The sequence below is a fragment of the Acetobacter nitrogenifigens DSM 23921 = NBRC 105050 genome (assembly GCF_000429165.1).
Taxonomy (GTDB): Bacteria; Pseudomonadota; Alphaproteobacteria; order Acetobacterales; family Acetobacteraceae; genus Acetobacter; species Acetobacter nitrogenifigens.
Genome location: NZ_AUBI01000029.1, coordinates 1 through 14955 on the forward strand (window position 1 = coordinate 1; position 14955 = coordinate 14955).

The following is a 14955-nucleotide window of genomic DNA, read 5'->3' on the forward strand; positions in this document are numbered from 1 at the left end:
TATATACTTCCTATAGTGCCCGGCACGGTGCTTCCTCGCCGCATGGTGCGTCCGACAAGACATCCGATCGCCTCCTAGCGATATATTTCCGATTGTTTCCCTTGGAAACCTTATAACTATGGGTTACCTTCCGTTTATGGTTACCAATCGGAAACCGAACGAAGGACATTGCCGATGGTGCTCAAACAGAGAGCGAAGGTCCAAGCGCTTCCAGGCTGCCCGATGTCAAAATGCATGGGACTGCTCGGTGGATTGTGGACGCCCGAATTGATTTGGGCACTCAATGACGGGGCACGTCGGTTTTCGGAATTGCGGCGCGATTGCCCGTTCATTTCGGCCAAGGTGATCACAAGTCGCTTGCGCGATCTCGAGCAGCGAGGCGTTCTCAGCCGACGCGTGATGCCCACATCGCCACCTACTGTCGAATATGACCTGACGCCGCTCGGCCGTGAGTTGCTCCCTGCGATTAAATCGATCGTCGAAGTGGGATCACGCTTGTTGTTGCGCGATAAACACTGATCCGCGCCTTCAGGAGATGGAAAAGAAGGCTGACGCACAAACCGCAACATGAACTCGGATGGCTGCGGATGTCCGATCCAGACGTTCCTGCCTTTGCTCGCGGACGCCTTAGTCTGGTCGGTAGCCGCAATAAACAGGCCGGCTGCGAATGGCAGCTTCCTGTCATCCCTCCCCAAGAACCGACCTTCCGCCCCCCCCCCCCTTATTTACCTGTCCGCTCAGTGATGTAGGAGCAGACAGGCGCCCTTGCCGCATACGCGACACAGGTGAGCCCATCCACGCCGCGCGACGCCATGGTTCCTATGATCAACGAAAATCCCGCGCGGTGATCTTCAGACTGTCGTGCCCAAGAGGCGTGTCGTTTGCAATCTGGCACAACAGAGGCGTCAAATCCTCCAACGTCCGAACAACAATATGCGTGACGTCCCCTTCGCGCTGCAGTGTTCCGTGACAGGCAATCATGCTCGCCCCGATCACAATGGGTCGCTGCGCCTCGATCCGGTCTTTCCAAAGGATGAGATTGGCCGTGCCGCTCTCATCCTCGATTGTCATGAACATCACACCCTTGGCCGTGCCTGGACGTTGACGCATCAGCACCAGTCCGGCGATTGACACACGCTGCCCGTCACGCCGGGAGGCCAGATCGCCACAGCTGATGATCTTTCGCGCCTGTAGCGCCTGACGCAGGAACGCGACCGGGTGCGCCCGCAGCGTCAGGGACGTGGTGTTGTAATCCTCGACGACTTCACCACCTTCGCTCATGGGCGTCAGGCGAAACACAGGCTCGATCACCTCAGGCTCTGGCCGGTTGCGCCCGACGTCGGCGGCTGCGAACAGCGGCAGGGGCGTGTCGGCAAGGCCCTTGATGTCCCAAAGGGCGGCTCTCCGATCCAGCCCGAGACTGCGAAACGCGTCCGCTTCGGCCAGACGCTCGAGGGCCGATACAGGGACATCGCTCCGCCGCCAGACATCATCAATACTGTCGTAGAGCGGCGTGCGATTGCCGATCAGACGCGCGGCATATTCGTTGGACAGTCCCTTCACCAGCCGCATGCCCAGGCGCACCGTCATTTGCCGTTGCCCGGGCGGACCTTCCAGCGTGCAGTCCCAGCGTGAGCGGTTGACGTCGATGGCCCGGATCTCGACCCCGTGCTCCCGCGCATCGCGCACAATCTGCGCCGGTGCATAGAACCCCATTGGCTGCGAATTCAGAAGCGCTGCACAGAACACATCCGGATAGTGGCATTTGAGATAGCTCGACGCATAGGCGACCAGCGCGAAACTGGCTGCGTGGCTCTCCGGAAAACCATAAGAGCCAAAGCCTTCAAGCTGACTGAAGGTGCGCTCGGCAAAGTCGCGGTCGTAATCTTTCGCGACCATCCCTTCGATCAGTTTGGTTTTAAAGTGGCTGACCCCGCCGGTAAATTTGAAGGTCGCCATCGACCGGCGCAGCTGGTCGGCTTCGCCCGGAGTGAAGCCTGCGCAATGAATTGCGACCTGCATCGCCTGTTCCTGAAATAGCGGCACGCCGAGCGTCTTGCCGAGGATCGCCTGCAATTCCGGTGACGGGCAGTCGGGTTTTTCCAACCCGTCCCGACGCCGGAGATAGGGATGCACCATATCGCCCTGGATCGGCCCGGGGCGCACGATCGCCACCTGCACGACCAGATCGTAAAAGGTCGTGGGCTTCAGGCGGGGCAGCATCGACATCTGCGCCCGGCTCTCGATCTGGAAGGTACCAATCGTGTCTGCCTTGCGGATCATCGCATAGGTCTGGGGATCCTCGGCCGGGATCGTGGCGATATCCATCGTGGTGCGATAGTGCTGCTCCAGATACTCGAAACTGCGGCGCAGACAGCCGAGCATGCCGAGGCCCAGCACATCGACCTTCATGAATTTGAGCGCCTCGATATCGTTCTTGTCCCAGACGATGATCTGCCGATCCTCCATCGCCGCCGGCTGGACTGGCACCAGACCGTCCAGCCGGTCGCGCGTCAGCACGAAGCCACCGGGATGCGTACCAAGCTGGCGCGGGAAGTTCAGGATCTCGACGGCCAGTTGCAGGGTGAGCATCAGAGGCCGGTCGGTGAGGTCGAGATTCAGGTCGCCGGCGCGCTCCTGCAAGAGCCCTCCATCGGTCAGGGCCGACGCCAGGTGTTTGGAGAGCTGCCCGATCAGGTCGTCGGAAAGCCCGAAAACCTTGCCGACCTCACGCAGCGCGCCTTTGGGCTGGTATCGCATCACCGTGGCGCACAGCGCAGAGCGTGCGCGTCCGTAATGCCGGTAGATCCACTGAATGATCTCCTCGCGTCGATCGCTTTCGAAATCGACATCGATGTCCGGCGGCTCGCGCCGCTCGGCTGACACGAAGCGCTCGAACAGCAGTCCCGATCGCACCGGATCAATGGCCGTGATGCCAAGCACGTAGCACACGGCGGAATTGGCGGCAGAGCCGCGCCCCTGACAGACAATCCCGAGCGACCGCGCCTGGCGCACGATCGTATTCACCGTCAGGAAATAGGGGGCGTAGTCGAGTTGCCCGATCAGATCGAGCTCATGCTTGAGCTGGGCGAGCGCCGGCTTGGGCGCCCCCACGGGATAGCGGCGCGGGAGGGCCTCGCGGACCAGACGCTTGAGGGTATCGTGCGGTGTTTCCCCTGAGAGTTCGGTCTCGGTTGGATACTGATATCGTAGGTTCGAAATCGAAAACCGACAGCGCCGGGCAATCTCTGCCGCGCGCCCGAGAGCACCCTTGAAGTCCGCATACTGCCCGGCCATCGCCTCCGGGGCTTTCAGATGCCGATCGCGATGTAGCTCCCGCGCGTCGCCCAGCGTCTCCAGCGTCCGGCCACAGCGAATGGCGGTCACGACGTCCTGCAGGATATGGCGGTGTGGCAGGTGATAGAGCACGTCGCCGGTCACAACGGTCGGCAGCTCCGCGTCTGCGGCCATCGCTTCGAGCGCTTTCAGACGCGGGATATCACCGGGCCGGGCGTGACGCGTAAGGGCGATGTAGCCGACCGGGCCATCGTCATGCGTGTGCCGATCGACATGATGCCTGAGGCGCTGAACGCGCTTGGCAAGGTGAGGGTCGTCTGCCTGAGGTGACAGGATCAGAATCAGCCCGGCGCCGAGATCCGCGACATCCGTCCAGCTCAGGGTAAAGTCCTGTCGCTCACCCCGCTTGTGGCCGCGTGTCAGGAGTTGGCATAAGCGCCCCCACGCGGCGCGATCCGTGGGATAGGCCAGCAGGACCGTACCATCGGTCAGTTCCAGGCGGGCACCCGGAATGAGGCGCACGCCGTGTTCCTCGGCCGCCACGTGCGCCCGCACAATGCCGGCAACACTGTTGTGGTCGGCGACACCAAGGGCGGTGTAACCGAACACGCGTGCCTGCTCGAACAGTTCCTCCGGGTGACTGGCACCGCGCAGGAACGAGAAATTGGTCGCGACCTGCAATTCGACGTAAGCGTCGGGCACGTCAGGCGCTTCAGACTGGGTCATTACCGCAGTCATGCGCCCTCGCGCGAGCGATCGGCATTCGGGTGTCGGTGATAGCTGGTGTCAGGGAGTGCAAGATTTTGCACACGCATCAGGCGAAAGCCACAGCGCTGGAGGTGGCTGACCAGGCGCTCGGCGACGAGAAAGGCCATCAGTTCATCAGCGTCATGCACCCGGCGCCGACCGTCATAGCGCAGCGCGTGCATCAGCGCGTCGGCGATTTCCTCAGATGTGGCAGGGATAAGGGGCGTATCGGTCATCGTAGCCGCCTCACATCAGTCCATGCAGGAACCAGGACCGGTCGCCCGGATGGGTGACGTCGGCGTCACCTCGTCGAAACAACCAGAACCGTTCGCCGCTCTCCGTCTCTGCGGTCCAGTATTCCCGCATGCGCCCATAGACGGACGGGGCGCGCCACCATTCCTCATGCACCTGTTCCGGCCCGTCGGCGGCGCGGACGCGATGACGCGTGGTCCCCCAGACAAAAAGCCTTGGTGCGCCATCCGGGAGCAGATTGATGACCTGGATCGGCTTCGGGGGTGAAAACAACCGGACAGGGCGAGGATAAGGCGGTCGGTCACGCGCCTGCCTGTTCTCTTCCGCGTGCCCCGAGACCGGTAGCAGGGCCTGGCTGCGCTCCGGAAGATGGGAGGGATGCGGATGCAGGGTCGTGACCTTGTCCGGACCGACCCGGTTGCGCAGCCGATCGATCAGGCAGGACAGATCCGCCCCGTGCGACCGTGCCCCGTCAGGCGCGACCAGAGTCCCAACAGTCTGGCTGACATCCAGTGTCTCGCGCCGGATGACGATGAGCGCCATCGCCTCGATCCCAAAGCCTGGCTCGACGCTGTCGATCCGCTCCCCGAGCAGCCGCGTCAGATGCGGAATATCGCGCACGGGTGCCGCGGTGCCAACGCGTACAGCCTGCACGGTGCCGTCAACGCGCTCGCAGATCAGGTCGGCCAGGCGCAGACCTTCTCCTCTCGCCAGCAGAGCGGCGCAGACAGGCGGCACAAGGGTTGCGATGACGGTAGCAATCGCCTCGGCCGTGCCGATCGGCTCCACGAAGGTCTCGCGGGCCTGCACGGCCTCGCGCGGGGTCAGAGGTCGGATCGGCTCGCTTACCGCACCGAACGCCCGATCGAGTTGAGTTATCATCGTTGTGCCAAAGCGCCGCACCAGCGGTGCGCGCGGTGCGACCTGAAGGGCCCCGACCGTCCGCAGGCCGAGACGGTTCAGGGCCTCGCGTGTTTCAGTGTCCAGACGCAGACTGGCAATCGGCAGGTCGGCCAGCGCTTGGCGCTGTGCGCCGGATGGCACGACGCACACGGGCGTGCGACCGAAACGCGCCTGTGCTGAAGCTGCACCGGGCGTGTCTGCCAACGCGATCCGATGCGTGTAGCCGAGCGCTTGCAGTTGGGCGGCGAGCTTGCCCAGCATGGCGTCTTCACCGCCCTGCAGATGATCACATCCCGTCGTGTCGATCCACACGCCGTCAGGCGGATCGATCGCGACCAGAGGCGACAGCCACAGACACCATTCGACCAGATGCACCAGCGCGTCATCGTCGCGATCCGGCGTCGCCGCGTCCACGTGCAGGTCGGGGATCATGGCGCGCGCCTGGGCAAGCGGCAGGCCTGGTTGAACGCCCTGCCGACGGGCCGTCGCGTCTGTGGCGATCACCACCTGACGACGGCCATCATGGCCATGCAGCACCAGCCCCGACGACGCGGCGTTGTCGGGATGCCGGCGCCGGTAGAGATCCGTGCGCCAGTACGGGAGCCAGAGGGACAGAATACGGCGTGCCATCGTCGGAAAACTCGAAAAGCCAGGAGGAAGAACGGCCAGCGCGCAGCACCCAGTGTTGGAAGGCCGCTGCTGCCCTGGACAAGCAGGACAGACGGGGAGGCGCCAATCTGCCAGCGGGTAAAGCTTGCACTGGCGGGCAGCGTGCCGCCCTTGGGCAGGCGGTGAAGGAGCATGCCTGTGACGCCCCCGGCTTCAGCGGCGAGCTGCAGACGACGAGAGGCAGTCAGGGTCAGGGGCGCATCCAGATCGGCCACCAGCGCCAGCACACCGCGCTCGCGCAGGATGTCCTCGCACAGGCCCTGGATCGTCTCGGGGGTTGCCTCGACGCAGATCAGTCGACCGGCATCCAGGCCTGCGTTTTGTAACCCGGCTGCATGCAGGTCGAAGCGGCTGGCTGACAGCCAGACGATCCGCCCGGGATGCCGGCTCAGGATTGAAGCAGCGAAGCGGGCAGGGCGGGTGCAGCTGCCTTGATCGTGCTGGCCACCGACAAACTCATGCACCGCGCCACGAAGCAGGCCGCCGACAAGGTGGTCATCAATCTCGTCGTAGCCGGTCGCCAGCTTGATGGTATCGGCGTGACGTCCACTGCGGCGCTCAAGCCGTGCGACCTGGTCACGCAGGAGTGCCATCATGTCTGGATTGTGGGTGTGTGCCATGGCCGGATGCCCCCTTTCGAGGGCACCATAAGCAGGAACAAAAGGCGAACACAAACATAAAAATTCAGGCTGACGATCGGACTCCGGGAGTCTGATGGATCAGACTTGCGAGTCTGGCGTTCAGTAATTTTTTGAAGGCGGGAGCGCTTCTTGTGTAACCTCCAGGACCGATCGACAGTGTCGGTCATACAGAACAAATATAGAACAGATGTTCAGAGTCAAGGCGTATGTGATCGCCGCCCTTCACCGGAGAGCCCTGGCCACATGCCAACCGTCGCTCCAGAAATCATGGCGCCATGCCAGCATCGTCGGGCGCTTTGACGATTTTCACCGTGAAATGATCACGCCGCAGCTGGGACAGCACCCCGGTTTCGCCGCCAAGATGGCCCATGCCGACAAGAACGACCGCGCCCCCGGCCCGTAGGTAAGGCTCCATGTGGGTCACCATTTCTGTGGTGCGCTCATCGACCATGTAACGCAGCAAAGTGGCGAGCGCGGGCGTGCTCGCCCGCGAGCGAACCATGCGGTCCCACCCATCGAAATCGCCACTTTTTTCAAGAACCTCGACCATCTCGTTGGTCAGCGTATTATCGCCGATCTCTCTCAGATCCCTGGCAAGGGCTTCGCTATAGGCTGCATCAGGAATTTGATCCTCGGTCCTTTTGTATTCGACAGGGTTTTCCAGCCATACCGGTTTCAGCCCCATTTTCGCAGCCTCGATGTTCACGCGAGCATCACGGGAGAGGCCATCTGGCGCCGGACATGGCGTCTCGACGACAACCATGGCCATGCGCGCCGTTTTCATATTCAGCGCGATCACAGGAACGTATTTTTCGGGCGGCTGGGCTTTTCCCGTCAGTTGCTGCCCCAATCGTGTGAAGCAACCAGCATGGAGAGATAATGCTTTCGCCAGCAAGGGGAGACTGAAATCGTTCGTCCAGCGGGCAAAAGCCAATTGTCCGGTCCAGTTGGGTTTCCCCGAGGAAGGATCGACGCCGCTGCTTGCGAGTTCCGGAACATCCTCAGTTTTCATCCCTTCCCTAAGAAATACTGTCTTGTTCTTGAATATCTCTCCGGCGGGGGCCGTCACGCCTTGTGCAGGCGCATGCACTGCCGGCACTATCACGCTGACGGGGCCGTTGTTCCACTGCACCTGGACAACAGGAACAGAAGCCAAAACCGACGAATTTGAAAGAAGAAACACCAATCCTGCGACAAAAGGAGACCTATACAGTTTCACAACAAACACCCCGTTCCAATATATGAAGATATAGCGCGTTACCGCCCCAACGCCTTCTGCAACATGCGCAGGACTTCACGGGCGCGTCGGTCATTCCAGTCAAAGCCTCCAGCCCGCGATTGCGCCTCGCGGACACTGGCTGCGTAAGGGCTCGCCTCGATCGCGGGCATCGGCATGACATGCTGCTTCACGGCATCCGGAAGCCCCGGAAACACGTCGATCCCCGCCCAGTGCGCGAGCACCGCCAGAGACACGACCTTGCAATCCGGCTGGTCAACGTTGGAGCAGACATAGACTGCCGCCCCGCCCGCGACGGGATCGAACACGGCCTTCCACATGCCCGACGGGACCATGACCCCGTCCGGCCCGACCCGCCGACGCATCAGGCCCTCAGGAAACAGAACCCCGGTCACGACGTAGATTTCGCCCTCTGCGTTCGCGAGCCCGCGCACGGCGCTCTCGATCCCCTCCCATGCGCCACGGTTCAATCCCTGGGCCTGCGGCACGACATTGGACAGGGCGTATGACTCCTCCTGGACGTCGACGCCGGCGAAATCACCCGAGGGAGAAAGATGCCCGCGATCCCAGCCGCTGTGCTTCCAGTCCTCCAGCTCGCCGCGATCGCCATAGGGAAGACGGGCGTCCGGATAAAAATGGCCTTCCCGCTTCGTTCTGGCCGCGACTTCAAGATTTTCCTCGACCAGCAGCTCCGCCGACCAGATCGGTCCTCGCGAGACGTCCGAGTCCATCGCGGCATAAGCCCTGTTGCACAGAACACGTCCATGTCCGAACTCGCCGCCGAGAACCGGCATCCTCCCTTCGTAAAAAAGGTCTGAACACGCTTCCTTCCCGTAAGCCCCGGACCCAAGGCCCAGCGCAGTGAGACCCACGACCATCGACAGAAGCCAGCACCGCCTCGACTTCATGACCCGCGCGCGCCCGTTCGCGGCATCGGCGGCATCGCGACCGGCCGCATCAGCCGCCGGTGTTCGCCACAGAACCATTCCGTATTCCCGTTACGTTGATATGCGCCGAAAGCGGCGCCATTGCCGCAGACGCAGCACTGGTGAGCCCATCCGCTCCGCGCGACGCCGTGGTTTTGTGAGCCCACGATCTCATGATCATGGGCGCCGCCCTGATCGGGTGTTTCCTGAAACAGGCCGGGCATTACAGACCCAGAGCGTCCATCTCACGCCGCGTCTGCGCCCAGGCCTTGCTGTCCACGCCGCCACCGCCGCCGGTCTGCCAGTTCCAGCGTTTCACGCGATTATCTTCCGGAATATCGTCGAGGAAGCGCGACGGCACGCTCGACGTCCCCTGGCGATAGTCGCAGGAACTGACCGTCGCCTGTTCCATGGCGCGCGTCAGCGCCACATAGGCCAGTCTCCGTTCCTCGTCGAAGTTTCGCGTGTTGGAGCCGGGGAAAAGGTTTTCCTCCCATGCCGGAAGAAACACGTGGCGGAATTCCAGTCCCTTCGCTCTGTGCATCGTCAGAAGCTGCACACGGTCCCGCCCCTTCTCTCCGGGAGCCCCGGACGCCAGGGCGGCGTGCTCCATGAGATGCTCGACCTTGCGATACCGGTCCGCGACCTCAGCCAGCTCAGCGAGATTCTCCAACTGGACTTTAGCGTCTTCGCTGTCATCCGCGCGGAGCATCGCGTAGTAGCCGGTCTCCTCGAGAAGCAGCCGCATTCTTTCGCCGACAGTGATGCCTTCCCGCGCCCCTATGTCACGTACCACGCGCTCGAACTCCGTCAGCGCCGCCGCCGCCTTCTGAGAGAGATGCGTCTCTCGCACCGCCGCAAAGAGCGACAGATCGCGCTCGCGCGCGACCATCTCCACAGCGCCGAGACCTTTGGCCCCCAGACCGCGTGCGGGGCGGTTCGCGACACGCCGGAACGCTTCGTCGGACTGCCGATCGTCCGGGCGTGCGGAAAGAGAGACCAGGGCGAGAGCGTCCTTGACGGCCACGCGCTGGTAGAAGCCGACGTCTCCAACGATTTCATAGGGCACGCGAGCCTGAATCAACGCCTCCTCGATCGCGCGGCTCAGGCGGTTCTGGCGATAGATCACCGCGATGTCATGCCACAGGGATCCGGCGGCGGCGCGGCGACCGATTTCGGCCGCGATGGCGTCCGCTTCCTCGCTGGCGTAGGCGAAATTCAGAACCTCGATCGGCTTTCCGGCGCCTTTGCGGGTATAGAGCGTTTTCGGAATTCGCGACGGGTCATGGGCGATGATGGCGTTCGACGCGTCCAGAATATTCCCGGTCGAGCGGAAATTCTCTTCGAGCTTGAACATCTGGGCGCCAGGAAATTCCTTTGCGAAACCACGAATGAATCCGACCTTCGCGCCACGCCAGGAATAAATGCTCTGCGAGTCATCGCCGACGCAGAAGAGCTCGCCCGACACGTCCGACAGCATCTTCAGCCACAGGAACTGGGCGCGGTTCACGTCCTGATACTCGTCCGCGAGGATAGCCGTGAAACGGCGTGACCAGCGGTAGCGGTAGGTCTCGTTATGGACCATGGCGAGCGTCGGCCACATCAGCAGATCCGCGAAGTCCGCCGCGTTCTGCTCGCGCAGCAACGCCTGATACTGTCCATACAACCCGACCACGAACCGCCATCCCGCTTCATCGATGAAGCTCCGTCGCTCATGCGCGCGTGCAATCATGGCTTCGACATGGTGGCCCGCCGCATCCGGCGTAATGAGATCCTCCTTGAGACGCGAGATCCGATCCGCCATGGCGGCGATCTGCCTTGCGTCGCCCGGCTCACCGTCCTGCGGGCGCGGCAGCCGCTCACGCGGGGTCGCTTTCACAAGGCGACGGACCATGCCCAGCGTGTCGTCCGCATCCCTGATGTCGAAACCCGGCCGCAGATGGGCGACGTCAGGCTCGGCACGCAACTGACGGGCGCACAGGGCATGGAACGTGCCAAGCCAGGACGGCGCCATCCCTTCTCCACAGACCAGAGAGATGCGCTCGCGCATCTCTCTCGCCGCCTTGTTTGTGAAGGTGACGCACAGGATTCTCGACGGGTCCATTCCATAGAGTTCAATGCGGGCGGCGACGCCGGCTGTCAGCGTCTTGGTTTTCCCGGTTCCCGCTCCGGCCAGCACCAGAACGTGACGCAGCGCGAGCGCCGCCGCGCGCTGGGCCGGGGTCAGGTCATCAAGGATCGGCGCCAGTCGTGGCGGGATCGGCAGGGCCGCGCTCACAGGACCGTCACCGATTCTGCAAGGCAGCTTTCGCAACGCCGGATCTCGCCATCCGTCGAGATGACGAGGAAAGGCCGCGTCAGATCCCAGTCTCCCGGCGTGGCTTCCCATACGCCGCTGATCACAAGCCCGAGCCGAGGATCCTCTCGCTCGTCAAAACGGACGAGGCATTGCGGCAACGGTCCTTCCGGCCAGGCGCCGCGCCAAGGCGTTTGAGGTGGATGTCCCAGAACGACTTCGCGGCGGGAGACTGAGCCAGCATCCGCGCAAGCCCCGCCTTGAGGACGAGCAGATCGAAGACGCTGTCGAAACGGGCGTTGGCTGGAGTGTCCATGGTCAGCTCCTCTGATTCGAAAATTTCTTCCGCAATGGCGGTCGACATCCAGCCATTGACCGTAAGGATGCACCCGTCATCCGCGAGCATGGTGAAGGTTCCGTCGGTGTCCCAGGCTGCGGGTTGCGTCGTAACCAGCGCGTCGCCCCCGATGACGACGCCCGCAAGGTCGCTCATGCCATCGGTGCAGGCCACAAACTGGCGTGGCGGCAGACGGGAATCGGGCGCATGCCGCCGCCAGATCATCTGCGCTCTGGAATTGCTCCGAAACGTCGCGATCAGGCGCGCCCGCCAGGCCGCGTCGCTGATCTCCAGATCTTCGTCGGGCTGGCCCCTGCCGAACGGCCTGTTCGATTCTTCGGTCATCCTAACGGCCTCCTGGCGTCGGCCCGCCTGCGCTGCGTTGCGCCGCAGGTTCCGTTATGGCGGCTGACGCGGGGAGCGTCTGACCACTCCGCGCAGCCAGATCACCGACCCAACCCGACGCCACGGTCGGCTTTGTCGGCGCCGGCGTCATGGCCGACGCCAGTTCCCCAAAAGGGCGTGGAGCCTCGACGTCCTTTCCTCCGCGAGCCCGTAGAACCTGATTCCAGTCGCCCCCGGCCTCCTTCGGTGAGAGGCGACCGCTCCACAGTCCCGCCTCCTGAGCCATGGCGGTGAACATCCGCGCGTAGTGGTCGCCCTGGCGATCATTATCGACCGCGATAATCAGGCGACTGTCGGGTTGCTTCGCGGCCAGGCTGAGGACCTGCCGGAACTCGGCGACGCTTTCCGGGCTCATGCCGCCTGCGGTCGACAGATACATGGAGTTACGCGCGAACCTGTCCAGGGCCGCGAAGGACAAGGCGTCAATCGCCGCTTCGGCGACGACGATGCGAGAAGGCGGCGTCCCGGGATCCGCCTCGAACCTGAAGAGGCGTTTTCCAATCCCGCCCGTTGAAAACCCCCGATACTCGGGGCCGCGCATTTCCATGCCGCTCAGTGCGCCGCTGTTGTCCCGGTGGGCGAACCACGCCGTCCCGTTTGGTCCTTCGCGGAGCAGGTTCTGCTTTACCGCGGCCTCCAGCACGCGATCGGGCAGACCGCGTTGCTCCGACAGGTAGCGCCATGCCGCCGAGCCGGACTGAGGCGGGTTGCGATGCTCCCACATCCACGCCGGATCACGTTTCCGGTCCTGCGCCCCGGCGTCAGGTTTGGTCCTCTCGCGAACCTCATAGCTGGGCTCTATCCCGACAAGGTCGCGCAATTCGCGCCGGACGTGGCCCAGGTTCTTCGACGGATCGAAATGCTGGATGAGCTTGAAAACATCGCCGCGTGCGCTCTGGTCGGGATTTGTGGCGTCCCACCAGCCTTTCCCGTCATGATTGACGATGATGATCTCGCCTTCGCCGCGCCGGAATTTGAGGTTTCTGGCCGAGCGTTGCGCCGTCGCCTCCCGGTCAAGCCGGAATCCCTCCTTTTCCAGAACCACTTCACAACGGACCATGTCGCGCAGCTTCGCGAGTTCCTCGCGTTGGGCTTCTCTTGAACGATCATCAGCCACGACGCGCCCTCCTTGCCCTGTCGGGTTGTGTCGCAACGTCGACCGACTTTCTTTTCTCCGCACGCCCGTCACACCGAACGGACGGCGGCCAGCAGCGTACAGGCGGGAATGAGGTTCCGTGCATGTCGGTTCTCCTGTCTCGGAAGACCTGCGTGCGCTTTCATGATGCGACGGGATGCAGAAATATTCCCTTGCAGCCATTTTTTTCGCGCCGCTCATGACACGCGTCCCGAATGGTCGACATCCAGCATATGCGCCCACGCCGCGCGACGCGCCCGATCCGCTCTCCGCCGCAACGACGCGCTGCAGCGCGATGGCAATTCGTGACAGCCGAGGCTGTAGTCGAGGAACGAAGCCTCCTGGGAAAGGCGCCGCCATGCCGCGCGAGCATGAGGCCGGGGTGACGCGTTGGATGAAATGGATTGTCTCGGCATGATGATCGTCCCAATCTTTGCTGTTTGGCGCCACGCGCGGCCACGATGGCGGTCTGGTTCCCTTACTGATCGGCGTAGGGAGTTCGTCGACGGCGGCGGTCTCGTGTCGGCCGCCCGCCCCTGGCCGGTTCAAGAACCCTGAGATCGCAGCCCGGCCCGTCGATCACGATTTCGGTTCTTTTGGCTCTGACGCCTTGCTCGTCAGTCCATTCCCTCGTCCTCAGACGGCCTTCGATCATGACCTGTGCGCCTTTCCGGCAGCCGTGCTCGACGACGCGAACGACGCGGGCGTCCAGGCACACGACCTGATGCCATTCCCGCTTCTGTTTCCGCCTGCCCGAGCCGCTGTCTGACCAGCTCTCCGAAGTCGCCAGTGGAAACGAGGCGGTCCGCATGTCGATATCGTCCCGTGTCGCCAGCACAGGGTCGGCTCCAAGATTGCCAATGAGGATGACGCGATTCACGGATCCGCTCATCACAGAATGTCCTTCTGTTCTTCCCGGATTTCGACACGGCGCGCTGCCGCTTCGCCTGATAGAGATCGGCGCGCGGCGATACGGGCGTGTGACCCCCCAGAAATGCGAAAGGCCGCATCGCTGCAGCCATAGGGTTTTCGGTTAGTCTTCGGACTACGTTCGGTAGATCGTTGGTCTACCGTCTACGCCTGCGCATCAGCCAAGCCCGGCATGCGTCAGCGCGTCAGGCAGGAGGAAATCCGGGCCGACGACGATGAGCAGCGCTGCGAGGACAAACAGGACGGTCCCCACGCCGACAGTTACGATTTCCTGCAACAGCGACGGGGTTTTGTGATTAGCGGACATCTTGAAATCCCTTCTCCTTTAACCCCTTCCCCCGGCCGGGACGCCGCGACGGGGGCAAGGGCGGCGCGTAGCGCCGGGAGCGGACCCACGCGCAGGCCGCGCAGCGGGCGAGCATGGGGAGCACCCACCCCTTGACGCCGGCGCGGCGTTCTGGCGGGCGCTTCCTGTCCTTCATCTTTTTCTTTCTATTTCCTTGTGTTTCTCGGATCAGTCGATCGCGCGAAAAATCTCCCGCCGCTCTTCATGCCCGGACGCGAAGTCCTTCAGCCGGTCCATCGCTTCGATAAACCGGTCATCGTGCGTCGCGTCCCACGCCGCGTTCAGCGTGAAAATGAAGGTTACGATCCCCAAAGCGTCGAGGCTCATCTGGCCGGAATAGAAATTGTCGGACCAGAAGACGTGGACTTTCCCGTCGCCTTTCGGGGCCATGTAGAACCCGCCATTCGAAAGGTCGTAAAATTCCCAGAATCCGCCGCTGTAGGCCGCGCAGAGCCTCCTAGCGAGAGCGTAGGCGATGACTCGCACCGGTGCTGTCACGTTAACTTTGGCTTTTTGAGTTACCCGCTGTCCTGACGTTTTCAGGCGGGGAGCGCGGTGGCGCTATTCCATTGGGCAAATGCCCTGACCCGCCGGATGTGCCGGGAGAGGGCGTTGTCGATGGAGCGGGGCGCGACGAAGAGGTTACGGACGGCGGAGAAGACGGAGACGAAACGCTGGCAGCCTCCCGGGGACCGGAATTTTTGCATGACGCGCTCACGCTTTCGCAAGGGCAGATGTGAATTCTCCGCCCTGTTGTTCAGCCCCTTGTGAGAGCGGTGCTCCACACCCGGCATGACCTGGCGCCGGGCCGCCCCATACGATTTCAACCTGTCG

General features: G+C 62.9%; 15 protein-coding genes. 1 reads left to right on the forward strand and 14 read right to left on the reverse strand.

Annotated elements, in window-relative coordinates:
- The first annotated feature begins 174 nt into the window (after positions 1-174).
- Positions 175-519 (forward strand): winged helix-turn-helix transcriptional regulator, encoded by a 345-nt coding sequence (locus G442_RS0117930; protein ID WP_026399026.1) that lies wholly within the window; start codon positions 175-177, stop codon positions 517-519.
- Between the two features lie 306 nt (positions 520-825).
- On the opposite strand, the gene G442_RS0117935 is transcribed toward G442_RS0117930, so the two are convergent.
- The 14 genes from G442_RS0117935 to G442_RS26345 form a co-directional block, all read right to left on the reverse strand.
- Positions 826-4023 (reverse strand): error-prone DNA polymerase, encoded by a 3198-nt coding sequence (locus G442_RS0117935; RefSeq protein WP_035376898.1) that lies wholly within the window; start codon positions 4021-4023, stop codon positions 826-828.
- Between the two features lie 8 nt (positions 4024-4031).
- Positions 4032-4280, reverse strand: coding sequence for a hypothetical protein (locus G442_RS0117940; RefSeq protein ID WP_026399079.1), 249 nt, complete (start codon positions 4278-4280; stop codon positions 4032-4034).
- 10 nt (positions 4281-4290) lie between these two features.
- A complete protein-coding gene (locus G442_RS0117945; RefSeq protein WP_246789532.1) occupies positions 4291-5736 on the reverse strand; it encodes a Y-family DNA polymerase in 1446 nt (481 codons plus the stop codon).
- Complete coding sequence (locus G442_RS26340) at positions 5700-6488, reverse strand: ImuA family protein (protein WP_246789531.1); 789 nt, start codon at positions 6486-6488, stop codon at positions 5700-5702. The genes G442_RS0117945 and G442_RS26340 overlap by 37 nt, the downstream gene beginning before the upstream one ends.
- Positions 6489-6774: 286 nt before the next feature.
- On the reverse strand, positions 6775-7692 hold the full coding sequence (locus G442_RS0117955; RefSeq protein ID WP_246789533.1) for a TraB/GumN family protein: 918 nt from the start codon (positions 7690-7692) through the stop codon (positions 6775-6777).
- Positions 7693-7766: 74 nt separating this feature from the next.
- Positions 7767-8654, reverse strand: coding sequence for a DNA/RNA non-specific endonuclease (locus tag G442_RS0117960; protein ID WP_026399082.1), 888 nt, complete (start codon positions 8652-8654; stop codon positions 7767-7769).
- Positions 8651-8896 carry a hypothetical protein gene (locus tag G442_RS25640; RefSeq protein WP_026399083.1) on the reverse strand — a complete coding sequence of 82 codons (246 nt, stop codon included), beginning with the start codon at positions 8894-8896 and terminating at the stop codon, positions 8651-8653. Before G442_RS25640 ends, G442_RS0117960 begins: the two co-directional genes overlap by 4 nt.
- Positions 8896-10950 carry an ATP-dependent helicase gene (locus G442_RS0117970; RefSeq protein ID WP_026399084.1) on the reverse strand — a complete coding sequence of 685 codons (2055 nt, stop codon included), beginning with the start codon at positions 10948-10950 and terminating at the stop codon, positions 8896-8898. The genes G442_RS25640 and G442_RS0117970 overlap by 1 nt, the downstream gene beginning before the upstream one ends.
- A 121-nt stretch (positions 10951-11071) precedes the next feature.
- Positions 11072-11650 carry a hypothetical protein gene (locus tag G442_RS0117980; RefSeq protein ID WP_026399085.1) on the reverse strand — a complete coding sequence of 193 codons (579 nt, stop codon included), beginning with the start codon at positions 11648-11650 and terminating at the stop codon, positions 11072-11074.
- Between the two features lies 1 nt (position 11651).
- Complete coding sequence (locus G442_RS0117985) at positions 11652-12827, reverse strand: DUF3991 and TOPRIM domain-containing protein (RefSeq protein ID WP_026399086.1); 1176 nt, start codon at positions 12825-12827, stop codon at positions 11652-11654.
- Between the two features lie 496 nt (positions 12828-13323).
- The gene (gene ssb, locus G442_RS23285; RefSeq protein ID WP_051292515.1) at positions 13324-13737 is read right to left on the reverse strand and encodes a single-stranded DNA-binding protein; all 414 of its coding nucleotides are present in this window, start codon (positions 13735-13737) and stop codon (positions 13324-13326) included.
- Positions 13738-13932: 195 nt separating this feature from the next.
- Complete coding sequence (locus G442_RS25390) at positions 13933-14082, reverse strand: hypothetical protein (RefSeq protein ID WP_154660418.1); 150 nt, start codon at positions 14080-14082, stop codon at positions 13933-13935.
- A 207-nt stretch (positions 14083-14289) separates the two neighbouring features.
- Positions 14290-14607: an antirestriction protein gene (locus tag G442_RS23290; RefSeq protein WP_051292516.1), complete on the reverse strand. Its 318-nt coding sequence runs from the start codon at positions 14605-14607 to the stop codon at positions 14290-14292.
- A 53-nt stretch (positions 14608-14660) separates the two neighbouring features.
- A partial coding sequence (locus G442_RS26345; RefSeq protein ID WP_154660419.1) for a DDE-type integrase/transposase/recombinase occupies positions 14661-14955 on the reverse strand: 295 nt, incomplete at its 5' end.